At 40.9% G+C, this 23,109-nt stretch carries 24 protein-coding genes and 1 pseudogene; 7 read left to right on the top strand and 18 right to left on the bottom strand.

Going from position 1 to position 23,109, the window contains the following annotated elements; translation table 11 throughout:
• Positions 1 to 190: 190 nt before the first annotated feature.
• The 6 genes from VB740_RS28745 to VB740_RS28720 all read right to left on the bottom strand — a co-directional run bounded on the left by VB740_RS28745 (position 191) and on the right by VB740_RS28720 (position 5,529).
• Positions 191 to 643: a hypothetical protein gene (locus VB740_RS28745; RefSeq protein WP_323203254.1), complete on the bottom strand. Its 453-nt coding sequence runs from the start codon at positions 641 to 643 to the stop codon at positions 191 to 193.
• A 94-nt stretch (positions 644 to 737) separates the two neighbouring features.
• Positions 738 to 1,082 (bottom strand): hypothetical protein, encoded by a 345-nt coding sequence (locus VB740_RS28740; protein ID WP_323203253.1) that lies wholly within the window; start codon positions 1,080 to 1,082, stop codon positions 738 to 740.
• Between the two features lie 64 nt (positions 1,083 to 1,146).
• Positions 1,147 to 2,007 carry a hypothetical protein gene (locus tag VB740_RS28735; RefSeq protein ID WP_323203252.1) on the bottom strand — a complete coding sequence of 287 codons (861 nt, stop codon included), beginning with the start codon at positions 2,005 to 2,007 and terminating at the stop codon, positions 1,147 to 1,149.
• Between the two features lie 1,180 nt (positions 2,008 to 3,187).
• Entirely contained in the window at positions 3,188 to 4,027 is an 840-nt protein-coding gene (locus tag VB740_RS36890) for a DNA cytosine methyltransferase (RefSeq protein WP_416290833.1), read from the bottom strand.
• Positions 4,028 to 4,237: 210 nt separating this feature from the next.
• Positions 4,238 to 4,747: a hypothetical protein gene (locus tag VB740_RS28725; protein WP_323203250.1), complete on the bottom strand. Its 510-nt coding sequence runs from the start codon at positions 4,745 to 4,747 to the stop codon at positions 4,238 to 4,240.
• A complete protein-coding gene (locus VB740_RS28720; RefSeq protein ID WP_323203249.1) occupies positions 4,744 to 5,529 on the bottom strand; it encodes a hypothetical protein in 786 nt (261 codons plus the stop codon). The genes VB740_RS28725 and VB740_RS28720 overlap by 4 nt, the downstream gene beginning before the upstream one ends.
• A gap of 272 nt (positions 5,530 to 5,801) precedes the next feature.
• On the opposite strand from VB740_RS28720, the gene VB740_RS28715 reads away from it, so the two are divergent.
• Genes VB740_RS28715 through VB740_RS28705 form a run of 3 tightly spaced genes read left to right on the top strand, consistent with a single transcriptional unit; the run spans position 5,802 to position 6,696 of the window.
• Positions 5,802 to 6,194 (top strand): helix-turn-helix transcriptional regulator, encoded by a 393-nt coding sequence (locus VB740_RS28715; RefSeq protein ID WP_323203248.1) that lies wholly within the window; start codon positions 5,802 to 5,804, stop codon positions 6,192 to 6,194.
• 43 nt (positions 6,195 to 6,237) lie between these two features.
• Positions 6,238 to 6,528, top strand: a complete 291-nt coding sequence (locus VB740_RS28710; RefSeq protein ID WP_323203247.1) for a hypothetical protein — start codon at positions 6,238 to 6,240, stop codon at positions 6,526 to 6,528.
• Positions 6,529 to 6,696: a hypothetical protein gene (locus VB740_RS28705; RefSeq protein WP_323203246.1), complete on the top strand. Its 168-nt coding sequence runs from the start codon at positions 6,529 to 6,531 to the stop codon at positions 6,694 to 6,696.
• Positions 6,697 to 6,720: 24 nt separating this feature from the next.
• Here VB740_RS28705 and VB740_RS28700 read toward each other — a convergent pair whose 3' ends face one another.
• Positions 6,721 to 6,900 (bottom strand): hypothetical protein, encoded by a 180-nt coding sequence (locus tag VB740_RS28700; RefSeq protein WP_323203245.1) that lies wholly within the window; start codon positions 6,898 to 6,900, stop codon positions 6,721 to 6,723.
• Positions 6,901 to 7,245: 345 nt separating this feature from the next.
• On the opposite strand from VB740_RS28700, the gene VB740_RS28695 reads away from it, so the two are divergent.
• A complete protein-coding gene (locus VB740_RS28695; RefSeq protein ID WP_323203244.1) occupies positions 7,246 to 8,436 on the top strand; it encodes a GIY-YIG nuclease family protein in 1,191 nt (396 codons plus the stop codon).
• Between the two features lie 36 nt (positions 8,437 to 8,472).
• Here VB740_RS28695 and VB740_RS28690 read toward each other — a convergent pair whose 3' ends face one another.
• A complete protein-coding gene (locus VB740_RS28690) occupies positions 8,473 to 10,920 on the bottom strand; it encodes a UvrD-helicase domain-containing protein (protein WP_323203243.1) in 2,448 nt (815 codons plus the stop codon).
• A 279-nt stretch (positions 10,921 to 11,199) separates the two neighbouring features.
• Here VB740_RS28690 and VB740_RS28685 point away from each other — a divergent pair, with 279 nt between their 5' ends.
• Complete coding sequence (locus VB740_RS28685; protein WP_323203242.1) at positions 11,200 to 11,628, top strand: hypothetical protein; 429 nt, start codon at positions 11,200 to 11,202, stop codon at positions 11,626 to 11,628.
• Positions 11,629 to 11,724: 96 nt separating this feature from the next.
• Here VB740_RS28685 and VB740_RS28680 read toward each other — a convergent pair whose 3' ends face one another.
• The 9 genes and pseudogenes from VB740_RS28680 to VB740_RS28640 form a co-directional block, all read right to left on the bottom strand.
• Positions 11,725 to 12,414, bottom strand: a complete 690-nt coding sequence (locus VB740_RS28680) for an ERF family protein (protein ID WP_323203241.1) — start codon at positions 12,412 to 12,414, stop codon at positions 11,725 to 11,727.
• Positions 12,415 to 12,560: 146 nt separating this feature from the next.
• Positions 12,561 to 13,655: a hypothetical protein gene (locus VB740_RS28675; RefSeq protein ID WP_323203240.1), complete on the bottom strand. Its 1,095-nt coding sequence runs from the start codon at positions 13,653 to 13,655 to the stop codon at positions 12,561 to 12,563.
• A gap of 393 nt (positions 13,656 to 14,048) precedes the next feature.
• On the bottom strand, positions 14,049 to 14,423 hold the full coding sequence (locus tag VB740_RS28670) for a hypothetical protein (RefSeq protein WP_323203239.1): 375 nt from the start codon (positions 14,421 to 14,423) through the stop codon (positions 14,049 to 14,051).
• A 73-nt stretch (positions 14,424 to 14,496) separates the two neighbouring features.
• Positions 14,497 to 14,664: a hypothetical protein gene (locus tag VB740_RS28665; protein ID WP_323203238.1), complete on the bottom strand. Its 168-nt coding sequence runs from the start codon at positions 14,662 to 14,664 to the stop codon at positions 14,497 to 14,499.
• Positions 14,665 to 14,741: 77 nt separating this feature from the next.
• The gene (locus tag VB740_RS28660) at positions 14,742 to 14,960 is read right to left on the bottom strand and encodes a hypothetical protein (protein ID WP_323203237.1); all 219 of its coding nucleotides are present in this window, start codon (positions 14,958 to 14,960) and stop codon (positions 14,742 to 14,744) included.
• A gap of 348 nt (positions 14,961 to 15,308) precedes the next feature.
• Positions 15,309 to 15,788 (bottom strand): hypothetical protein, encoded by a 480-nt coding sequence (locus VB740_RS28655; RefSeq protein WP_323203236.1) that lies wholly within the window; start codon positions 15,786 to 15,788, stop codon positions 15,309 to 15,311.
• Between the two features lie 276 nt (positions 15,789 to 16,064).
• Entirely contained in the window at positions 16,065 to 16,562 is a 498-nt protein-coding gene (locus tag VB740_RS28650; RefSeq protein WP_323203235.1) for a hypothetical protein, read from the bottom strand.
• A 682-nt stretch (positions 16,563 to 17,244) separates the two neighbouring features.
• Positions 17,245 to 18,269: pseudogene (locus tag VB740_RS28645) on the bottom strand (ISAzo13 family transposase).
• A gap of 739 nt (positions 18,270 to 19,008) precedes the next feature.
• Complete coding sequence (locus VB740_RS28640) at positions 19,009 to 19,608, bottom strand: thermonuclease family protein (RefSeq protein WP_323203234.1); 600 nt, start codon at positions 19,606 to 19,608, stop codon at positions 19,009 to 19,011.
• 365 nt (positions 19,609 to 19,973) lie between these two features.
• Between VB740_RS28640 and VB740_RS28635 the strand changes: the two genes are divergently transcribed.
• Positions 19,974 to 20,612 (top strand): hypothetical protein, encoded by a 639-nt coding sequence (locus tag VB740_RS28635; protein WP_251961005.1) that lies wholly within the window; start codon positions 19,974 to 19,976, stop codon positions 20,610 to 20,612.
• Here the strand turns inward: VB740_RS28635 and VB740_RS28630 are convergent.
• The gene (locus VB740_RS28630; RefSeq protein WP_323203233.1) at positions 20,609 to 21,346 is read right to left on the bottom strand and encodes a TolC family protein; all 738 of its coding nucleotides are present in this window, start codon (positions 21,344 to 21,346) and stop codon (positions 20,609 to 20,611) included. The genes VB740_RS28635 and VB740_RS28630 overlap by 4 nt on opposite strands.
• A 424-nt stretch (positions 21,347 to 21,770) precedes the next feature.
• Here VB740_RS28630 and VB740_RS28625 point away from each other — a divergent pair.
• Positions 21,771 to 23,109 (top strand): TnsA endonuclease N-terminal domain-containing protein (locus VB740_RS28625; protein WP_323203232.1); only part of this gene is annotated, 1,339 nt, incomplete at its 3' end.

Below are 23,109 nucleotides of genomic sequence, written 5' to 3'. Positions count from 1 at the left end.
AAATAGATATTCTTGAGGAGAATACTAGCTTGATTCAAGTTGCTGTGTAGCGTTTTGGTATGAACTACTGCGATCGCTCTTTTCCTCTAAGAAACTGGAACCAAAGAGCGTAGTTTACCGCCGCAGGCATCGCCCACAACTGTTTTCAAGCGAGGTAATTTGAGCGATCGCTTAAGTCATTAGGCTAGTGTTATAATTCAGGCAAATTTTTACCGTGATGTTGTAATTTTTTGAGGCTGATATTACTGTCTACAAAATCAGGATTAACCGTTCTTTCTAACTCTTTTGATATGTAATGATATTCATTGAGAAATTCTGATTTACTTTTAGACTTTAGAGCCTCCTGAAGATATGCTAAATGTTCGGGTATTTCTTTGGCAATTTTTTCAGGTATTTGGTGAGCTAGTTCCTTAAGCTGTGTTTTTAGATTTGTGATTTCGATGTTTATGTCCTCTAGATTTAGATTTTCCACTTCTAGATCCCGTTCGGGAATACATACAGTAGAGGAATCTTCATCTAACTTAACAATGCATCCTTTCTGCATCCCAAACTCAATATTTTGATAATCAATCACCTCACCACTTTTGCCTTTATATTCTCCCTCAAAAGCAAATACACGATTCCCTTTAGAATACTTACTCATAATTTTGGTAGAAGACCTAAACTCAATTACCAAATAAACTACATCGTTATCTTGGGTAATTTCGGCTTAGGTAATCACGCAATCCAGCGATCAGTCACACGCTATCATCCATCCATCCACACTCACAATCCCAATGCACTCGTGCTGTATAGTCACGGTCAAAGGATGCGCCACACTGAGGGCATTTGCCAGTAAACATAGGATGCCAATCAATCAATTCTAATTGTTCTTCTGGTGTCCATCTCTGGCGGGGCTGCACAATCAATTCGCCGTTATAGTAGGTTGCCCCTTCTGGTTGCCATAGCTCCTCTACTTGGGCGTTGGAGTCTTCTCGAAAATCTAGGCAGCTATCACCGTCTACCCCATCAGGGTGAACGGCACAGACGAGGTGAGGATTATGTGAGTAGAGGAGGCAGCGATCGCAGTCGGGAATTTTCATAGTACCAGTGTACTGCTTTAAAGCAAGCGATCACCATTGCAGATTTTCCTCTAAGAATTTTTCACTACATATTTACTATTTGCTTAGGAACATGCCAACGCTTAAGCCTTATCGTTTCATATTTTATTGATCTGAGTCCACCTGGGCCGCCTGACATGAAGCTAGCTGACTTTTCATCTATGCTATTTAAGCATGGCTCCCAAGGAGAAATTTTAAAAATATTTTGAGATATTTCTATAAAGCTTCTTTCTTCTGTTTGAAAAGAATAAAAACTATCAAAACTCAAAAATGTACTATGCAATGAACTGTTAGACGCAACAAGTGTTTTTACATCAGTTAAATAACCATATTTTTTATATTCATCTTGTTCACTGTATTTATGTTCATCGACAACGCTATACCATAAATAAAAATAAAAAGCATCTCTAGCTTTATTATAATCTTTAATAAAAAACCTTTTTTTATTAGTATCAAAATATTTATAAGTCAAGTAACTACACAAACAAGCTGTAATTGCAGAATGAAAAATGCTCTCATAATTTTTTGCCCGGTTGGGCATAACCACTATATTTTCAAAAATTTTTCTTACTAAACTTGTATCACGCTTTTTTAAAATTTCTTCTTGTTTGTATATACAATCATAATACTTAGCTCGTGCAATTTCCATTTTATTGAATAAAGAATCTATTTTTATATCTTCATTTTTGCCCTCATTGTAGTCATTAATCTCCTCGTGAATTTCATTTAATATTCTATTTCCGTTTTCAACATCTGCTAACGCAATTGTAGAAATATATTCAAGAAACTTCTCGTTAAAGACTTTATCAATTATATCTAATAGTGATTTTACATCTCTTACATCTTTTATATTTAATGCTATTTGAGCAAATGCAAATGCTTGTATAAAAAGGGAAAAACCTTCCATAAAGATATTTTGGGTAAAGTGCTTTATTTAATCATCAAAAAGAACTGCGTCTTTATTTTGATTTATTCTATAACTACAAAAAAATTGCTAATCAACTTTGTCTAAATCAACTCTGTCTAAAATTATATAATAGTATCGCTCATCTGGATTTGTGCCGTTCTTTTAAAGCTGTGAGTACTCGCTCCAAATACTCCCACTCGCTCACACGCTTGCCTGAAAGTACGTGGCACTAAGTCACAGCTTCTTATATATAGGGACATAATTAACAGTTCGAGATTATTAAGATTTTTTACTTTTTGCCTTTTTTATGAAACTGATGATTTCTTCAAGAGGAAGATTGCGCGATCGCATATCCTCAATTAATGGAATCGCTCCTACTGGCACACTTCCAATACTCCGCCCCTTCCACTCACCATCTACCTTCTCCTCCCAATTGAAACCCCAGCGCCAATGAGTAGGATTATCAGTCTGCCTGTGTCCGATGACACGGGGGTAGCTTGCGATGCTTCCATTTTTCAGCTTCTTATTCTCAATATATTTGTACAAGCAGCCTTTACGCTGTCTGCCTTTGGGCTTTTGCACAGCTTCTTCGCGGCGTTCAGTTTCCTCTAAGAAATTTTCGGGTATTACCTCATACCACCCTTTTTTAAGAGTGAGATGCTTTTTCTCCCTACCCTCACCAGCTGCTACGTTGATAGTTTCGCCGTTGATGCCTGTTACCTCAGCTTCATGTCCTATCCATTGACTGAGGTTTTGGGTGCGAGTTTTGGTAATGCGAACGCGAACGCCTATCTGTAATTGCTGTGTACGCTCGATATTTACAGAAAGCATTTTTTCCTCTAAGAAATTTGCGGGTGCTAAACCGCACATACCACAGCCACCACTTAAATATATGTGCTGTAATTCGCAGCTAGGGCAAAGTACAAGCGCTTCTGATTGCTGCGTACACTCATAATCCCGATTTTCCTCTAAGAATCTATCTATTAGTGATTGGGGGGCGATCGCCAACTTACCAATTAGCCGATCATCTCGTTCCCAGTTGTAAGTTACAGCTTTACCAGACGGAGGGTTAGGGACTTTCCCAAAACCTAGCCAATTAACAACGAAACCAAAGCCCAGGTTATCCTTGATAATTCCCAGTGATTCAAACTCGTCAATAATATAAGTTCCGGCCTTAGCATTAGCCCTGGTAACTGGCGGCTGGCTGTCTACACAGGGAGTTGAGGTAGAGGACTCGGTTAAGGGCGATCGCTGCGACTCTAGGATCGAGAAGATTTCCTGCTGCCTGTCGCATTCTTCTAATAATTCCGTCGCGGCTCGGCACTCCAAGGGGTCTAGCCAAGTTTCCGGGATTTCGTACCACTGACAAAGGATAGCCGGGTTTAATACCTCGCCTTTGTTTATTAAGCCTAACTTCTTCAGTTCTGCTTCTTGCTTGGTCTGTCCAGGAGGCCGCCCTTTCCCACTGAGGCTTAAGGCTCCGGGCGATCGCAACCAGCAATACTCGCTCTCTAATGTAGGGGCTGGCAAAATGGCCGCTTCCGATAGTAAGCCATTCCGCATCGTACCCGAAAAGGTCAAGGGTATAGACCACGCCTCTGAAATATGAGCCTGTGGGCTGTCCTGGGTAATCGGGGCAGGTGATAAGTCCTGGGACATTTTCAATGGCTGCAAACCTTGGCTGTAATTCTCCAATGGTTTCGAGGACGGCGGGGAAACAATCTCGCTCATCTGCGCCTCCAAGCCGTTGGCCTTCTGTAGAGAACGGGGGGCAGGGTGGGGAAGCTGTGATAATATCGATTCTATTGGAGTGCATATAGTATCCAAGTCTTTGTTTAGCAAGTCTTGGGATATCTCGCACGTTTCCGTAGTTGTGTATGCCGGGATATCGCAGTTTGAGGATGCCTGAGCAGTATTCGTCAATCTCTGCGGTTCCGATGAGTTTAAACCCATGTTGCAATCCTGCAAGGCAGAATCCTGCACCAACTCCTGAGCAGAGGTCAAGTTGTGTAAGTTGCATTCTGTCGCCTCCTTCTCATCCTCTAAGAATTTTTTGTAATTCCAAGCCTGCATTTGCTTTGGGGTATATTCGCCGGATAACCCGTTTTCCCAAGTAACGGTAATTTTTTTCGTTATATCCGATACCATACCTAAGCGATTGCCGCTTGCAATAATGCGATCTCCTACGGAGAAGCAAGCTACACCTACCTCAAAATCCTCTACAGAATACTTACTCATTTTTATTACTTCCTACTAAGTAAGTTTTATTCATTGCCTCCCACTGTTCAGGGGTGATGGCCTGAATTTCAGCCTTGCGCTGTGCCACTTCGCGGTCGTCATTAGAGGTGCGATTTGTAACTGCAAGGCTGTGAGACTGAGCGATCGCACCAGTTGCAATATCAAGTTGATTTTTATATTTTTCAAACTGCTGCTGGGTGGTACGTTTCCAGCCATCACGAGCGATCGCATCTAGTTTCTTGCAGATGTACAGGTCAAATCGTAAATCTAACACCCCGTATTCTTTGAGATGATAGTTGTCAAATTTATTACAGCCTTGACAAACGGGGATACGATCGCGGTTGGGATCGAAGTCGGGTATTATTAGCTCTATCAGATGTCTGTAAATTAGCCCTGTGTCCTGGCAACAGAAGCAATGCCAGGATGGTTGCCAAATTTCCTTGTCGTTATTCTCAGTTTGTTCGTTGATTGGCAGCCGTTCAAAGATTGGGAGGTCTGTCATGATTCCTCTTTGAGCCAACTAAACTGCTTGGTTTCCTTGCACCACTTTACAAACTCTATTTTTTCCTTATCAGACGCGAATTGAAGGGGGTTGCCCGTTTCCTCGATGATGGCCAGCCAGTCAGGAGTTCGCGGGTCGGTTTCCCATTTTGCATTTTGCGTTGGGGATACAGTACCTGTGGACTTGTACCACTGTGCTGCTAACTCTTCCCAGTTTTTCTCGATCCACTTTTGGGGCAGTTGTACCGGGGGATTTTTGAGTTCTGCTGCCCTCTTATTACCAAAATCTAAAAAACTCTCTCTCTCTATCTCAGAGAGAGAGTCTTTAAAGTCTGAGTAAGTCTTATTAGTATGAGAGGTACTAGAATCATTATCTGGCAAGGTTTCTGGGCTTTGATTCTCCAAACTTTTGGAAAGTTTTCCATTTTTTCGGTCAGGCTTCCGAGATTTCGGACGGTTTTCCGAAATCTCGGAAAAATTTCCAGAATCTTGGATAGTATTCCGAACTTTCGGAACTCCTTGTAAGTTGCGAAATGCAAAGCCTTTATCTTGAAAATCAAATAGTTCAAACTTTTGAAACTTAGCTAAAGCAGCGTAAAAGGTACTCTTTTTGATTGCTACTTTTTCCATGACAATTAAGGTGGCTGGTAAATCCCTGTAACTATCTCCCCAAGGATCACTCACTACTAGATAACTCCAAAGCCTCCACTCGGCAGCTGTTAAGTTAGCTTTGTAGAGCTTTTCTAAAGTTTGGGGCGTTAAAGGATAAAAATTATTACTCATGCCTGCACCTCAGCCACAGCCATGACTTGTATAAAAACCTGAATTGTCATATCATCCTTTTAGGTTTAGAAAGCGCAAAGTGCGGTCTTGGCGGTTTCCGCCGAGGAGCAGCTTTGTAAAAATCGCCCCGAACAGAGTTATGTTTGTCGGGGCTGTTTTATTTGGGATAAAATTATGATCTAATCAAACCAGTAAGTTGATCCGATTTATCTAATAGGCAAATTATACAATACATTGTATCTAGTAGATATAACAGCAGGAAATAAAAATTTATGCAAATTTGCCAGCTATTCAAAGAGACGATGGACAAATATGGTATTCAGAGCAAAGAACTTGCAGAGCTAGCTGGAATAAGCCAAAATCATCTATCTCAGTTTCGCTCTGGTCGTAAGTGGATAAGTCCAGAGGTATTTGCAGCGCTGTTAGAGGGGATGGATCAGTTATCTCCAGGTTCACGCGCCTATTTTTGTGAACTCCTAGCTCAAAAGCCTTTGTCCCTTGGGCAAAACAATGACAGCAAGTTGAAAGAAATGATTGAGGCTGCTGACGAAGAAGAAATAGATGAGATTTTATTGATAATTGGGCGCAAATGGAAGACATCTAAGCAAAATGCAGCAATTATGGGAATATATAACCCAAGTTTAGATAGTGCGATCGCAGTGTAAGCAGTATGATTATTAGCTATCAACTATCAAGCTATATCTTTTTATGCTGGAAGGAATTAAATTTGTGGGGCTGGATGAGGTGAAGCGGTTGCTAGATGGCTTGTCACAGGAAAAAAAAGAGGCTTTGCTTGCAGAGCAGATTAAAAAGCTGTCTGCTGAATCTAGGGGGCGAGTACTTGGGCTTTCAGAATCTGGTTTAACTGTGGTAACAGGCTCTTTTGTTAGTCTCAACAGTGATGTATCCATTAATATACAGAATGCTAACGGTTTCGACGCAGAGACAGTTTTTAAAGCATTGGTAGAGTTTCGCCGATCAGAAAAAGAGTCTAAATAGGTGCAAAAAAACCTGCCTGTTAAATTCTTAGAGGATTGTTGCGATCGCATGGGTGAAGGTGCGATCGCTAAAAATTATTATTTCTCATCTTATGACAGAGATAAAATTAAAAAAGAAAACTCCTGGTGTTACAGCACCAAGAGCCTTACTATCTATGCTAAAAAGTAAAACCTCGTTGTTTACGAACGAGGTTTACTTATTGTTGGGGATTAAATAGCCCATAAACGCACCGATACTTACCTTTGCAACATCAAGGAAAGCTGGGCGGCTATTTTCGTCAATAATTGAAAGTCCAATTAGTCCTAGTAAGGAGAGAACTACTACAGTGCCTAAAACTAGCTCTCTGAAATTTGGTTTGATGGGGTGATTCATACGATTTTTATTTCAAATATACGAACCCCATAATTACAGATTAGCATAGTTCATTGCAAGCGTCAAGACATATCTATGCATACTCTTTATATTAAATTCAAAACTTAAACAAAGACTTTGTTAAGTTACTGTGAGGAACAAAATACTACTTGTGCGCGCCAACGCCTAGCGATCGCTTTGTAGTCAGCAGTCAGTTGTTATCTCTCCCTTATCCCCTTCATCTCCACTCCCCTACTCCTTTAATAATTATTGATTGTACGGCAACCTTTTTTTGATACAGTAAAATCATCGTCATGAGCAACTAAATCCTTTCAAATTGGTGTATCAAATAAAGGATATTTCCAAATGTGGCTCAGGTATGGGATTGACCAAGACAAAACCCTAGTGCCAATTGAAGATGTCCCACGCGGTAAGACTCAGCTAAGGTGTCCCTACTGCGGTGGTGAACTGACTGCTAAAAAAGGTCGGCGCAATGAACACCATTTTGCCCATACTCATGAAACTTGCCGGGAAGTGAACCGCAGCGATCGCCTACTTCCTACCCTGCCCCTGTATGATAATTTCAATATATGGCTGACTGGAAAGGAGCTTCAGCAACTTAAAGACCTTTGGAATCGCTACGGAATTAAAGACAAAGGCATTGATGAAAGCCAAGTACCAAGGATTTTAATTAGAGAAAAACTGCTGGAACGCAACACTTATCGTTATGGTGGGGAATACCAGTTTACAAAGCTGGGTAAAATACCAGTTGGCGCACTTTCCTTGATGCTGTTTAACCAAGTGCAAGAACCAATGTTATTAGAAAAGTTGCAGCAGCTAGAGAAAAACGTGCAAGTTGCTTATCTCGAAAGTTCTCCTAATTTGAATGAATGTCTACGAGATTTGCAAATCTATCAAGCTGAATTTCGGAAGATTTTATCTAATACTCTCTACTATCTTCAAATTGATACTAGCGGAGGAAATACTATTTATAAAATTGGTGTAACTCGTCGTGACATTGAAGCGCGAGTGGCTGAAATTAAAAATGATTTAGCCTCACATTTTGAAAATATTTCAATTAAAGTATTAGGAACTTGGCCACATCGTGGAAATGTAGAGAAATATTTTAAATATCGATATTCATTCTTTAGTATTTCTATTGGTAACTTGACTGAATATTACAATTTTTTTCTTCCCGAAGAAGCTAAAGCTGTACTGCGCGATTTGCGGCGGATGCAGGCAAAGGGATTATCAAAAATTGAGGTAGACATCCTAGAGGGTAATCCTAGCTGGATTGAACAATTGATTGCAGAACAAGAAAAAGCCTCCAGACGTTCAGATGCAATCAAAACGGGGATGGAACGCGCTAAAAACTGGGGTCAACACGTTGGACGGCCTTCGGTGAGCGAATCGCCAGAGGAGTTTCTAGCCAAACCATCATCACAAAAAGTAATTGCAGCACTTAATGAGGGTTTGTCACTTCGCAAAGCAGCCGAAAAAGCAGACGTGGCAATCAATACAGTTCGTAAGGTGAAAGCATCACTAAATCAGAACTAATTCTTAGAGGATAAACAGCGATCGCTATACTGTTAATTAAAAATTATCGTAATCCTCATAGCTATAACTAGGCCATCTTACCTCTTCCTCTTCTTCGTCCTTATGAGATGCAGCATAGAATTTTTCCCAATAATTCTCTATTGCAGTGTATACAGCTTTCTTATTCTCAAGAGAGGTGTACTTAATTTTACCTGAGCTTTCAAGCATTTCTAAACTAATATCCTCATCAATTACAGTTTTGATGAACTTTGTACGAGAAGCTTTGTTTTTAAAGATTGGGCTAAGTTCTAAATCAAGTTCTTCTCGCGCTTTTCTGCACAATGAGAAGTAATCATTATTTTCAGGTTCTTTAGTAACAGCATTGATAGGAATTTGTTTATCTGCGGTTGGGGGTTTATACCAATCACATTCACCTACAATAAATAATTCAGATTTACTACGAGTGAGCGCTACATAAAGTAAATTCTGTTCCTGCTCCAACTGCCAATCTCGTTGATTTCTCCAAACCATAGGCATATCTCCAGCTTTGTGAACAAAAATCCTTTCTCCCTCACCTCCCTTGTATTTATGAATAGTGGATAGGGTAACAGGAGAATTTTTATCACTAAACAATTCATCAATATAATATTTCAGACTTTCGATGCTTGTAGCCTGCGTTTGAGATTGATAAATGGTTGCGATCGCCTCTAGCCTATCTGCTAGTCTTTGCTTTAATTCTTCCTCATTATCTAGATTTAAATATTTTTGCAACTTAATTTGTCTATATTGTTCAACAGCATCATTAAAAAACTTAAAACTATATCCTGGTAGCTTGGCTATTTGGTCAAGTTCTTTTTTGAGGAAGTCGCCAACATCTCGACCTTTGACTGTTGCCTTGATGCCTTGGCTAATGAGACGAATACATAAACTAACGAGTGGTGCAGTTTTACGGGCAATGATAATATCACCGTGTTTAACTAACTTCTCAATATCCTTACTTTCTATTTGATGAATAATTCCTTCGATAGCATCTGGCGCTGCTTCAATTGGGATGTAGGGAAATATGCTTTTAACTAAGGCAATGTGCGATCGCGGACACCGATAGCAAATTGACAAAGGTAATTCTGTGGCTCTAGTAAACCAAACAATGTTGTTATAGCTTTGGTTGTCCGCCCCTGCAAAGCCCATAATTGCCTGACGCGGGTCGCCTACTGCTAAAATTCGGCCTGTATTACCTGCAAGCATCAAAACTAGTTGTAATTGCAAGGGGTTCAAGTCTTGGCATTCATCAACCAATACAAATTTGTAAGGCTTAAACCACGATTGCTGATGTAATCTCCACTTAACAGCTAACCAGATTTGATCAGTGAAATCTAACTTCTTCTCTTGAATTGCCATTTCCTCACCAATCTTGAGGCAATAAGCAATCCACTGAGCTACTAACTGAGGTTTATGTACATTAATTTCGTGATGACGTGCGATCGCCTCTATTATTTCTGCTGTTGGTTCCTCATTATTAAGCCTTACTAAGTCAATCAGCTTCAAAAAATCGCCATCATCATCGATAATACCCTCTTGCCGAAGTTTGCCTATTTTTCTACCACGTTTAGGAATTAAATCTAAATTTTGAGCAATGCGCTCATATTTATATTTAGAGATATCAATGTCTTCACTTCTTACACGAAGTTCTTGTGTAACTAAGGTAAATGCAGCACTGTGAAGGGTGCTGATAGAACTTCTCCAAATAGGGCCAAACTTTTTAATTAAATCTATGGAATTATTTTTACCAAAAACACAAATCTTGATTTCAGTGGGTCTAATGCCCAGTTCGCACAAGGTTCTTGCAACTATTTTTAATGTGCTGCTTTTTCCAGAGCCAGCGACAGCATTACAGCAACCGTTACCTTTTTGGTTGATAACCCAATCAATTATTCCTAATTGAAATCTAGAGGGAACGAAACCAAATTTGGCTTTATAGTCCGCAATTTGACTATTTGATAATTCGGGAATTGGTAAAGATAATTGAGGTGATATTAGGTGCGTTTCTTTCTTAACATCATTACTAGATAAAGATTCTATAGCTAGTTTAATTTGCTCTATTTCATCTGGGTTGAGCTTATCTAATGCAGAGATGATTGCCTCAAATGGGCTACATTGTCCATCCAGCGATCGCGCGAACTTATCGATTTCCTCTAAGAATATTTCAGGTACTCTTGTCGCCTTAGTTGGTAGATTATTCCACGTCGTTTTTTGTTTAGGTAACTGCTCAGTTTTAGGATGTGGATTAGGCATAGCTTTTGGTCGAATACTATTATTAAATAATATCGTGTATGCTGTGTACACTGCATATAGATTAACTAAAGTATATTTTTTGGTGTAGCGATCGCAGGAGCCAGCCAAAAATTGAGTGTTCCCTAAGCCAGCCCTTAGAGCCAGACACAGCAAAGAGAGAAACTGCTGCGGAAACGCGGCGGTTAAGCGTGCTGGCCTGGCTCTAAGCCTCACTCAATTTTTGGCTGGGAAGAACCAAGAAAAATTAATAGTGTGGTTGGTTTTCCGTGGGCGGCTGCATCCCTTGCTGTACTTGCTTTATAGCGCGTGTACGTGCTATAATAGCTTATATTTAGTTTTTAATTTATGCTTGCCTCGTCCCCCGTCTGCTCCGTCGCGTCCCTGTTTTCTGGCGTGTCCTCCGTTGGCTTTTCGGGTTCACGTTCCCCTTCATTTGCTGCTGTGTCCGCCCTTGCTCCCCTGCTCCCCCTTGTCCCCGGCGCTGGTTGTCGCGTGTCAGTTGGGTGCGCTGCGGGTGTTGATGCAGCCGTGCGCGAGTTTTTCACGGGTTCCCCTTCCCTGCTAGTGTTTCGGGCTTCTGCTCCCAGGTTTGCCCGTGCAGGTGCGGTGGGCGCGTTGGCTTTGCGGTCTGCGGCGTGTGTGCGTTCAGTTGCCCCCGGTGCGCGTGGTCTGTTGGTGGTGTCGCCGTCGGGTGCGTGTCCTTCTGGGGTGCGCCCTAGTCGTTCGTTTCGCGGCTGCGGTTCTGGGTCGTGGGGGTCGGCTGCGTTAGCTGCGGGGTTAGGTCGGCGCGTGGTGGTGTGGTTGGCTCCTGGTGTTTTGCCTCCAGTTTGGGCGGGTTTTGCGTGGGTCAGCTGTGGCGGCGGGTGGTGGCTACTCTCCCGCTCGGCCTCAGTTGCCCCGATGCAGTTGTCGCTTTTTTAGTCCAAGTTGGTTACAGTTGGCAATCATTGTTAAACCCTGGTTATCACAGCCAGGGTTTATTTTTGGTTAGCGATCGCCTACGTTTGAGGCTCAAAATTAGAATTTTGCCCCATAATCTCGCATCGCCTGAATCACTACGTCATACTTTTGAGTAGGAATATCAGCAGTTCTTTCCAGGTTAAAACCTGCCAGCACTGACCTTACATCTGATTCAGACAGCTTTAATTCATTTTTTGCGATCGCCCACAATCTCTTAGCTTGAGGTTCAGTTATCGTCATTATTCCTGATACTCCACTCATATCATGTAGTATCGAGCCTTCTTTTTCTCTAGGTTTTTGAGTTAAACCAGCTTCCTGTTTAATATCTCTAGCAATTTTGCGTTTAATTTCCTGGAAGTCCTGACTGTCAGGCTCAACTATGGTTATATCCAAAAGACAGAGGATATTATATCTGCGTCCATAGCTTATCTGTGTGCCTATCTCCTTTGGGTCAGCGAAGTTATTTAATAGGGGAAAAATAGAATCTATCTGTTCGCCGCTTTCATGTCTGAGGCTGGAAAGTAAGCAATATTTTTCCTCTAAGAATATCATTTGATGAGCGATCGCTAGTCCATAAGTCGAAAGTGCAGGTGTAATTTTAGGCTGAATTTCTTCTAATTCAGCATACGTAAAATTGATTTCTCTCCCGCTTTTAGTAGGGATTTTCACATTTCGATTAGCCAAAATAGCCGGGATTTCGGCCTTAGCTTTGGCGAGGGCTGCGTTAAGTTGCGGTGTAGGTGTCATATTTTCTTAGAGGATAAATGGTGTTAAAATAAAGTTGTCTTGCGAAATGTGCATTTTGGATCTTTGGTCGGATACGTTTGTGCTTTTCCTAGATACCCTCTCTTATGGCTGTGGGCTGGCGGCCAGAAAAGTTACCCTTATGGGTTTCACCAGTCCAATACCTCTGGTTCAGGGTCATATTGCCATGAGCATTTATCCTGTTCCTTCATAGCAGCTTCCTTACGCTCCATCCAGCAGTATTCGTACTGTTGTAAAGTCTGTGCGCCTAAATATTTCCACACTGCGAAGATATGTTTATCAGGTATCTGCCCTTTTACAGTGTCATGCAGCATTAAATGTTTAGTTGCAACTGCATCCTGTGCAAAAGCTTTTTCAATACCACTGTAGGCATGACAAGTACAAGTTACTTCATATCGGTGAAGTTTAAGTTCGTAAAAATCACCAGTGTTACCCATTGCGATTAATTCATCCCAATTATCCCCAGGCTGCAATTTATAGGGGTCAGCCTTTGCCCAGCAGCGCTCTATTAACACGCTTACAAAGTCAGCTTTAGAAATGAAGCGAGATATGCCACGAATTTTAATTGTTTCCTTACGCTTCTCAATTTTATTAGGGATGTGTAGATAAACAATACTCTTATAAATGTCAATAGTTGCATGGTCAATACCAACTTTTATTTGTTCTGTTGACCATCCCCATTTTTGCAACAATGATTTAGTATTTTCTAAACTATAAATGTGTCGAAGTGCGTAATCTTCACCATTATTTTCATGCAATAAAGATTGATGGAAAGGAGAGTAATTATAGTTAGCGCGGGTATGTGCGATCGCAGAGAATCTAGTCATGGTCGGATTTTCCAGATTTAGTATTAGTTGGCGTTGGTTTATTTCTAAATGGTTTTCTTCTTCTATCCAGCGAAATGCTGAGTACAGCGTTGAAATCATTCCTGCCCAGAGTTTAGGCGGCTTGATAAGCCGTGCTGATTGAGTTGCGGCGTGGGCATTGATTGCGATCGCACATTGCATCATGGCGGTGTAGCAATTAAAAGCCAGATGGTTACATTCTTCTTTAATGCGATTTTTGGTACGAACATTTGAAGAATTCCACCAAATTGACCACCAAGTTTTATGATATTTTTCTGACAGTTGGATAGCAGTTTCTAAAGGTGCGATCGCACTATCCGGTAGTAGGAAAAAGTATTTATCCCTGATTACAGCTAAGGCGCAGTGGGTCGAGTGCATTTTCTTAGAGGATGAAGGGGAGCGATCGCTGTAAGGTGCGATGGTCGCAAGCGAACCGGCGAAGCCATCGCTTAGATTTAATTAGTAATTGAATCTGCCCTTAAAATTGGAGCCATTGAAAACTGTCCCTGTGGGTAACAATATTCTTCTGTTCCGTCTAGATAAATCTTTCTCTTTGTAATTTCGTTGTGGTTTTTTATGGTGATAAATGATTTTGTCCTACTGAGTATTTCGTATTTGAATACGCATTCATGGTCACAAATTGACCTACATTGATAAACCTTTCCTACGATAAATTGAGTCGTTGCTTTTTTCATTGGTCGGATACTTTTGTATTTTTCTTAGAGGATAGAGGGAGGGCGATCGCTATGATTAAGCGATCGCTCTGCTAGATTAATTTGATCCGTCCCACTCCCAGACATTAACTATTGCTTTGTAACGTTCGCCTTGATCTCTTCCTGATCTTCCATCTTTCCATCTCCAAAACCAGATCAACATTTTTTCACCAGTTGGGATCAACAATTTTGTATCAGTTCTGATTGTGCCTGGGCCGCCAGAACAGCTTACAAGTTGCTCATCTCTAAAAGCAGAGTAATTCCGAAAAACTATACTTTCAGCATCAATTACTTGATGCCGCAGCCCTCCAATAATTCCAATTTCTCCCGCTTTTAAAGTACTCCACGGTTTGCTTAATCTGATTACATCTCCTGCTTGTACACCAAGGTGTTTTTGTAGATAAATGTTCGCTTGTCTTTCTGCTTCTGTCATGGTCGGATACTTTTAATTTTCTTAGAGGATGAAGGGAGGGCGATCGCTTTAGTTGAGCGATCGCATAAAAGTTTTAAGCTTTGAAAATTTCTTCAATTAAATTCACGTTGAAACTGCCGTAGCTCCAGCAAACTTTGCACCATTTTGAATCTAGATATTCTTCAAATATTCCCTCGTTTCTGCTAACTTCTCCGGTGCATTGCTTGGCTAATTTAATTCTGTCGCCTTTTTGAAATTCCATGTTTTCCTTGAATAACTTTCTTTTCTTGATGAAGAGAGAGCGATCGCTAAATCAAAAGCGATCGCAGAGATGATTAATTAAAACGGAACAATAAACCGCTTAAAGTAAAGGTCTAAATCGCTGGGATTTAGGCAAACTTCGTTACCTTTGGAATCTTCGCAAATAATTCTTAAGTACTGCTTGCCGTCAATTTGTTCGCATTTTCCCCCAACAATTTCTACGTAATCGTTAAGTTCAGGAATAAAAATTGAGGCCGTGCATTCTTTATCTAATAGTGCTTTTTTGTCAGGTGTCATGAGTTGGTGTCCTTGGTCGGGTACACCTTAATTATAGCCTAATTAGCGCGTGTACGCACTATTGGAAAACAATCTTCATGGAATCTTTAATAATATAGCGCGTGTACAGGCTAATATAAAAGTGCAGATTTATAGATAAAAATATGGCTCGGACTGGCGGTAATCCCGATTTCGGGACTAAGTATAAATTTGATTTTGGTAACGAAGAGGTGAGAAGCCAGGCGCTAACCATTCGCGTAACGCCTTCATTCTTAGAGGAAATAAAAAATATTGCCGGCGATCGCTATCGGGATTTTTGCAGAGATGCGATCGTAGAAAAGCTGGGGCGGGAACTGGCCGCCCAAACTGCTAAAACAGTGACAACTGAACTGGCGACTGAGACGGGGCAACAACCTGACAACAACCAAACCACCCAGTTAAACCTGGAACTGGAGACAGACCCCACGCCGGCGGAACAGGCAACGACCCCAAAAACACGGCGCAAGGCAAGCCAGACCCAAGGGCAAAAGCAAGCGAAGCCCAGGAGCCAGAGCCGGAGCCGGAAAAGCAGCGCGACTGAGAAGACGACGGAACAAGGCCAGTAGGACACGCTGAACTAGGAAACGAAACCCACAAACCGCCGCCACTGACAACGCCGCGAACACACGCCACAGACCGCGCCGCAAAAGCACCACGGCCAACGCCCCAACGACCTGACGCAACACTGAAAACCTCGGCAGTAGGGAACGCCAGTCGGAAGAACGCATCAACGCCAGCAGCGCAACCGACAAGAACGCAGGAGCCAGCGGGAACAGCAGCCGCAGCCGCAGATAACGGCGCGGGAGACAAGCCCCACTTGCGGGAACCTGAGAAACCAAAGCAGGTGTAACGGGAAAAAACAGTTGAAAGCATAGTATAAAATAATACTGTTGTGGTTTTTAAAAACTGGGGCTATTTCGCGGAGTGACCGGAGTGGAGTGGAGGTACTGGGAGCGGCAAGGACTACAAGCGAAGTGCAAAAACTTGGCCACTCAAAGCGGACAGTGCCGGAACGCAACGCAGGGAACGGAGCCGATCGGCGAAGTGGGTCGCGGCGCGTAGCGTAAGACCCACGAGCAGTGAGGATTACGTAGTAATGATCTTTCTTATGCTTAAACTCCATCGCTCAGATTTAAGCTTTTTTATCCCGTGAGATATTTTGCTGTTAAATTCTACAATTTCCCCATTGCTGAGAATTTCGATATTTCCGTTGTAAAAAAATTCAACATTTCCACCTAACAAACTATCCTCGCTGATATTAATTACAATAACTTTGCTATCGAAAATATCCCGATCTACGTGATTTTTTAGCTCACAACCTGCTTGATATTTATATAGTAAAATACTATTCCAATTACTTCCACACCATAAATCATCACATCTTTTTCTTAAATTATTATCAATTTTAATCCCCTCAAAAACTGAACTTTTAAAACCTAACTCAACTCCTAAACCAAACCATAAACATTTTCTACCGCTAGAATTTTGCTTACCATTCCATCTCTCAGCTTCTAATAAATATTCATGAGCTTTAACAAAATCCCAAACTTTAACTTTATCAACGAAACCAATTCTATTTAACATGACAATTTCCCCCTTGGTAAAAATCTAACTATATCTATTATAGCGCGTGTACGTACTATAGAAATTAATTTATTATCTTCTGTCGCAATAGAAAAAAATTTTTTAACTGAAAAGAAAGCACGGTTTTCGTTCGGTTAAAAAATTTTTTCTGGGGAGGATGGAAGGGGTGGGATGTGGGCCGGCGTGAGTGAGGAGTTGGTGGTGAGGAGCGCAGCGACGATACCACCGACGACGAACGAACAATCTTTATCCCGCCAACCATCACTAAGCACGACCAGCACCGAAACGCAGTGAGCAGAACGTGGAAGGAATGGAATGGAGTGGAGGTACTGGGAGCGACAAGAAGTTTTGGGTAAATGAGAAAACTTGGCCACTTAAAGCGGACAGTGCCGGAACGCAATGGAATGACTGGAACAATATTCTTTTTGCGTAGGCGGTAGCCCGTCGTAGACATCGCAAGTCTTAAGGGACTTCCAAAGAATAAATTATTCCAAGAAAAACAAGAGACAGGTTTTCTCAAGAATGATAATCATTTTAATGGGGGGAGAAAAGGGGTTGCCGAGGGCAACCCCTTTTCTCCCCCTCATCTATGCATGAAGAATCTATACACTTGTCGTCTGCTTTGAAGTTAAACAGTGTAATATTAGTATGTTTTGTAGCTAAATAAATGCTGTTATTAAAATCAAATAACTTTTGTTTTACTACAACAAATATCAATAAACCAATTACCTAAATTTGGGAAAACTTCATGAGTAGAATCGGTTAGCCGCTCAATTTGTTTTTCAATTTGAGCCATAGCTTTTTTTGTAAGCTTTACCCCATTCTCATAAGTTTTGTGTACTAGCTTAACTACTGGATGATCACCTTTCCATTTCATAGTACTAGCAAACTGTAAAGCCGTCTCCACTTCATCTAAAATACTGCCATTCCAATGATTCTCTAGTATTGCCCATGTCCTTTCTATCGGATTATATTTACTATGATAAGGTGGATAGTAAGCTAAACGTATATTTACTTGATGTTTTTGGGCAAATTCTACTATACGCTTCATAAATTGGGTACGTCGTGAACTGTTCTGTGGCCCATTATCTTGATTGAGAAGTAGGGTTTGAATATCGGAAAACCGATGCTTTTGTTCTAACCAAAAATCCTCTAAAATATCAACAATAAAATCGCTTGTAACTTTCGATTCTGTAAAGTATAAAAATAGCTCATCAAGCTCTGGAAGGAAGATACCATAAGGAGTTACAGTTGTTTTTGGATTATAATCATGGTCATCAGCTTTCGCTCCATCCCGGCTTTTACCCCCTCGATCAAATGAGCCAATCTTAACGCGGGCTTTTCCGTCCATACTTAGCCGTAAAACACTCTTATCTTCCGAAGCCTCTTTGTTTATTATGTCTAACTGCTCAAAGATTGCATCAGTTTGTGGGATTTTTTTTGAGGTTGAATTTTCTTTACCCTTCTGAGCTTGTAACCTAAATTATTTAATTTGACTCGAATTGTTTCTGCTGTATGTAAAATTTCATCACTATAACCATATTTTTCAATTAATTGCTTTCTGACTTCGGCGGCACTAAGTCTAGTATATAGTCTTTGGCTTTTAAAACTCGGATCTGTTTGACTATGAAAGTCAACTAAATTTTTAATGTCTTCTAAAAGATTTGGCAGGTGTTCTTCTGCTTTATAACGTCCTTTTGCGCTCATGTTATCAATGCAAGTAATACCACTTTTTAATTCTCTTGTCCCTTTCCTAATTGTGTCTCGATTCCATCCTAATTCTGATGATGCAAGTCTTTGCCCTCCTAAACCTAAGCCCTGAACTGTCTGTGCCATAAATTTACGCTTGGCTGAACCTTTTAATTGAGATGCGGTTTCAATTAACAACTTTTTGAGAGAATCAGTTAATACTATGGACATCAGTTACCACACTCAAAAACAAGCCTCATTATTTAAATTACTACAAAAGGGGAATGAAGGGGCTGCTGACGGCAGCCCCTTCATTCCACTTAAAATGATTATCATTATTCTTAATGGAATAGTTTATTTTCTGGAAGTCCCTAAGAAATCTTCTTTCTAAACTATCTAATAACTTAAGTCGGTCGAAGACTGACGCATTTTAGTATTTTCGATAAACTATTGCGATCGCTCTGCTATTAATCCTCTAATAAAATTATCTAACAACTTAAGTCGGTCGGAGACTGACGCACCAAAAATTATCTATAAAATTTCCTTTTTTATCATCTTAAAGCTTGCCTTATATATTTAGTTTTAAGAACAAGTTAAAAACTTTTACGTAACTCTCGACCGGCTAGGCCGCATTATCTTCTCTGCGAGACGCTAAAAGCGATTAGGCTCATGCCAAAATTAGGCCACGGCTACCGCCAGTTATCCATTAAACTCTTAATTCAATTGGTAAAAGCTATGCATTGTACACAGCAATAAATTACCTGCTGCGCTGCTGCTTGCGATATTCCCAAGGCTTTTGGTAGTTGCCCGACCAAACACCCAGCTTTTTAGATTGTGCGATCGCCTCCGCCTTCTCAAAAACTGGTTTATTAGGGCATTTCCCAGCATATTGCTTATATAAATACGCATTTCCGCTTGATAGTTGCTCCTCATTGAAGTTTTTTTCCACCCCATTCTTAGAGGAAAAAACCTCAGCTACAGTGCGGCCATAGCGATCGCTCTCAACACTAACTACTGATACCTTTCCCCCTACCTCATTAACTAAACGTTGTAAGTTAGCTTTTGATTCTTGCCCAAGTGGTTGCCCCGGTTGTTTGCCGTGTTTAATTTCTGGGGCATCGATCCCACAGAATCGGATTTTTTTAGTTTCGCCACTGCGACGGACAGTAATCGTGTCCCCGTCAGCAACACTCGCAACTGTCCATTGTTCCGACAGTGCCATTGCGCGAGGTGATGTGGAATCCGCCGCCGCTTCTATAAGCGATCTAGTTTTGGGGGAAAGTGTACCTGCTACAGCAACAATAGCAGCGACAGAGGCAATTAGGAAAACTGGGCTATTCAGGAGCTTTTTCGGCATATAAGGGCTGTGATACTCCTATCAGTTTGCCCATTAACTTATTACTTCTAACTTTGCTTAATTGTCTGCCAGTCACTTTTATTAATATCTAATCGTCTGCCGGATAATTGAATTGATAATTATGATTTAATATAGTTGTATGCCAGACAAAAAACGCTATAAAAATACAAGTAATTATCTGGATTATTTTATTTAATCTTTATATAAATAACTAAAAATTTAAGCATTTTTCCTAAGTTTATTCAATTTAAAATAACTCAAAATATAATTAATACTTTTCAGTAAGCTTACTGTTTTTAAAAAAGATAATTACAAACAAACATGGAGTAAAGCAAAGAGAAAACTTACTTTACTAATGGTGATGTATGAAACTAATTAAATCTGGTTTAATTGCTACTGCTACAGTTGGTGTATTAGCGGCTAGTATTGCTCCGGCTGCTGCTATCCCCTATGGCAGTAATACAGTGTATAAAGTCATGGATGCTACATACGGTTCTACAGTCTACATCTCGGCAACTGCGAATAGCCGGGTGCAAGTGCAGCTAGGAAGTGTTGATCGCTCTACTGCAAGAATTGCTGGAGCTTGTGGCGAATTAAGAATTTCTGTCCCTTCTAGCGGTTCATTCGAGGGGTTAAAAGTGGATAGTATGGCAATTGATGCATCTGCATTGCCAACACAAGTTTTGCCTGCTTGCACTAGTGGAACGTTTGCTGAAGCGCGAACTGCAAACTTTAAAACCCCTAATGGGCAAGTGGTAATAGTTGGCAAGACCCCTGGTAGCGCTGTTGCAATTACACTTCCAAGCACTGCTAGCAGAAATGTGTCGATTAATGCTTGCGGATTTGGCATTCTTCGTGCTTCTAGCGGCTCAACACTGCCAGATACTTTTGATATTGGTACAAACTCTTATACTTTGGCATCTTTAGCAGATGCAGGCGATCCGCCGATTTGTCGTACAACCAATGGCGTAAGCTCGGCTTACATACCATCAAGCTGGCCTTAAATCTCTGCATCTTTAATTGATAAAACTAACAGTTTAATTTCAAATAATGACCGCCGCATTTTAGCCCAAGCTCTATAAGTTTGGGCTTTTTGATTGTCTAAATTATTCTGTCTTGTCAAGTAACTTTCAGTATCGCTATTACCTCTTACATAACGCAGTTCAAAAACCTTGAACTGGTCAACTGCTCTTGATGCTACTACCTGAGCAGTTTGAAAATCAGTCCGTGCTTCATCAAATTGAATTAACGATTGGGCTACTTTATCCCGAATTGTATCTGCTAATTGTGCGCGGCTGCGCTGTAATTCTGCTACTTTTACTTGGATGTCAGATATAGCGATCGCATTGCGCTGCGCGTCAGCATTCCCCCCCTGAGTACCCTGAAAGAAGGGTATGCCGATTACATTAAGTAACCCATTGATTAAGTTAGTTTTGCCACTGAATATCCCAGCAAGATTATCAATTAATCCTGTCCCTGGCGCTTGTGGTTGTCCTGCCGTAGGAGTGGGGCCTAAAAGATATTGTAATCCTGGGGTGAGTATTGCAAGTTGAATAGATTTTTTATTCCTTACTTTCGCTTCATTAATTCGGTCGTTAGCTTCAGATATCCGCGTATCAATTTCTTTTAAAAGTGGGGATTGTGCGATCGCTTTTTCTTGAAGCTGTTGCAAACAAACCGCACTAGTTTCTAGACATGGCAACCCCCCGCGCAGCAGTCGCCACATATCATCATTCATTTCCCGCTCAAGAATTACATCGATGGAAGGCTTATTAAAAGGGTTCTGTTCAGGTTTGGGTAACTTGGAATCAGTGTGCTTTTACCCCCTGGATGACGAAATTTTGAATCATATCCTGACCAAAAATTAACGACATTTCAAGGGTTATAGCCTAAACATCACATAAAAGTTTGCATAAAATTATGGCCGCGTGTCCTGATTGTGAATCATAATAAAGCCTAGAGTTGTCATAACTAAAAAGAGAAAACTTCTCCCGAATAATTCTCTAAAAATCACTCTGAGATACAACTTAGATGACAAAATATGGTTCAAACTGACTAAAATATGATTCAATGCACGTTGATAAGTATTTTTAGGAGACTGTAGTGAAGCAACAAAGCCGTCCTTGTATCACATAGGTCACGCTCCCGGAGGTGAGGCTCAAATGAACGAATTCGAGTTTGAAGATTGGTGTAGGCAACAGCAACTAGCAACCCACACCATTGATTTGATTGCACAAATAAGGAAATCTCCACCCTCACGTCGGGTACAAGGAGGAACCAAGAACGTTTGTGGCGTGTACCCTAGTTCAAAAATGGGGGTCACAATTCAATTCGAGAGCCATACAGTGGAATTGTGGGCGATTTACTTGATGGAACATGACCCACAAGTTCTAGAGTTCTACGACCAGCCACCACCATTCAAAATCCAGTATAAAAATCAAGCTGGGCGTAATATAGGTCATTATCATACCCCTGACTTTTTTGTATTACGTGATGATGGTGCGTGCTGGGAGGAGTGGAAAACAGTTAAGGAACTAGAGAAATTAGCACAAAAATATCCTGGGCGTTATCAAAAAACAACATCCGGTCATTGGCATTGCCCACCAGGAGAAGCACACGCATCACAATTTGGTCTAAAATACTGCGTTCGTACTGATGCCGAATTAAATCCCGTCTTTACCCAGAACTTGATGTTTTTGTCAGATTACCTGGGATTTAAATCAAATTTGACAACAGATGTACATTCGATAGTTCTGGCTTACCTAAAAGCAAATCCAGGAATAACGATTGCAGCATTGCTACAAGAATTAAATGATGTATGTGCCAATGACATATACATCATGATTGCAACTGAGCGTCTATACGTGGATTTGTCTGCTGTCCCCTTAGTTGAACATTGGCGGACAAGATTATGGCTAAGTCAACAAACTCATGACGCTTATACACACGCATCTGTTGTAGGAGTAACTACAAAGAATACTCCCAGTAGTCCCACAACACTGCTACCTAACACAGCCCTTGAGTGGGATTCGGCGCTATGGACTTTAGTTAACTATGGCGAGACCACAACCACGCTATTACCAGAGTCCGGCTTCCCAATACAGTTACCCACAGCATTTTTTCTCCAGTTATTCGACAGTGGCACCATTAAAATCCATAACGGAGTTACAGATGCAACTATAAATGAAACAGTACGGGCTTTAATGGAGGCCGCAAATCCTGTTCACTTAAAAGAAGCGAACCGAAAATTTAATATAGTACAAGCATATTTTCAGCGTCATACAGATATCTATCAAGACATCAAAGAGCGTACATTACGTCGATGGGTACAACAGTTCCGTGAAGCAGAAGCAAGTTTAGGTTGCGGTTATGTCGGGTTACTACCACGCACACATCAGCAAGGGAATCGTCAACCAAAATCGCCCACAGATTCAAGTGAATTATTAGATAAATTTATTAAAGAGCATTTTGAAACACCAAGACAAGCAACAGGTGCTTCAG

This window comes from Nostoc sp. UHCC 0251 (genome assembly GCF_034932245.1).
Taxonomy (GTDB): domain Bacteria; phylum Cyanobacteriota; class Cyanobacteriia; order Cyanobacteriales; family Nostocaceae; genus Nostoc.
This window is presented reverse-complemented; position numbering and strand designations above follow the sequence as displayed.

What these genes read in the sequence shown, in the direction of transcription:
- VB740_RS28640 (WP_323203234.1), bottom strand. Translation starts at nt 19,608, where the DNA reads ATGCCGAAAAAGCTCCTGAATAGCCCAGTTTTCCTAATTGCCTCTGTC.
- VB740_RS28725 (WP_323203250.1), bottom strand. Translation starts at nt 4,747, where the DNA reads ATGACAGACCTCCCAATCTTTGAACGGCTGCCAATCAACGAACAAACT.
- VB740_RS28710 (WP_323203247.1), top strand. Translation starts at nt 6,238, where the DNA reads ATGCTGGAAGGAATTAAATTTGTGGGGCTGGATGAGGTGAAGCGGTTG.
- VB740_RS28740 (WP_323203253.1), bottom strand. Translation starts at nt 1,082, where the DNA reads ATGAAAATTCCCGACTGCGATCGCTGCCTCCTCTACTCACATAATCCT.
- VB740_RS28650 (WP_323203235.1), bottom strand. Translation starts at nt 16,562, where the DNA reads ATGTTAAATAGAATTGGTTTCGTTGATAAAGTTAAAGTTTGGGATTTT.
- VB740_RS28675 (WP_323203240.1), bottom strand. Translation starts at nt 13,655, where the DNA reads ATGCACTCGACCCACTGCGCCTTAGCTGTAATCAGGGATAAATACTTT.
- VB740_RS28680 (WP_323203241.1), bottom strand. Translation starts at nt 12,414, where the DNA reads ATGACACCTACACCGCAACTTAACGCAGCCCTCGCCAAAGCTAAGGCC.
- VB740_RS28735 (WP_323203252.1), bottom strand. Translation starts at nt 2,007, where the DNA reads ATGGAAGGTTTTTCCCTTTTTATACAAGCATTTGCATTTGCTCAAATA.
- VB740_RS28660 (WP_323203237.1), bottom strand. Translation starts at nt 14,960, where the DNA reads ATGACACCTGACAAAAAAGCACTATTAGATAAAGAATGCACGGCCTCA.
- VB740_RS28670 (WP_323203239.1), bottom strand. Translation starts at nt 14,423, where the DNA reads ATGACAGAAGCAGAAAGACAAGCGAACATTTATCTACAAAAACACCTT.
- VB740_RS28665 (WP_323203238.1), bottom strand. Translation starts at nt 14,664, where the DNA reads ATGGAATTTCAAAAAGGCGACAGAATTAAATTAGCCAAGCAATGCACC.
- VB740_RS28700 (WP_323203245.1), bottom strand. Translation starts at nt 6,900, where the DNA reads ATGAATCACCCCATCAAACCAAATTTCAGAGAGCTAGTTTTAGGCACT.
- VB740_RS28630 (WP_323203233.1), bottom strand. Translation starts at nt 21,346, where the DNA reads ATGAATGATGATATGTGGCGACTGCTGCGCGGGGGGTTGCCATGTCTA.
- VB740_RS28695 (WP_323203244.1), top strand. Translation starts at nt 7,246, where the DNA reads ATGTGGCTCAGGTATGGGATTGACCAAGACAAAACCCTAGTGCCAATT.
- VB740_RS28720 (WP_323203249.1), bottom strand. Translation starts at nt 5,529, where the DNA reads ATGAGTAATAATTTTTATCCTTTAACGCCCCAAACTTTAGAAAAGCTC.
- VB740_RS28745 (WP_323203254.1), bottom strand. Translation starts at nt 643, where the DNA reads ATGAGTAAGTATTCTAAAGGGAATCGTGTATTTGCTTTTGAGGGAGAA.
- VB740_RS28715 (WP_323203248.1), top strand. Translation starts at nt 5,802, where the DNA reads ATGCAAATTTGCCAGCTATTCAAAGAGACGATGGACAAATATGGTATT.
- VB740_RS36890 (WP_416290833.1), bottom strand. Translation starts at nt 4,027, where the DNA reads ATGCAACTTACACAACTTGACCTCTGCTCAGGAGTTGGTGCAGGATTC.
- VB740_RS28635 (WP_251961005.1), top strand. Translation starts at nt 19,974, where the DNA reads ATGAAACTAATTAAATCTGGTTTAATTGCTACTGCTACAGTTGGTGTA.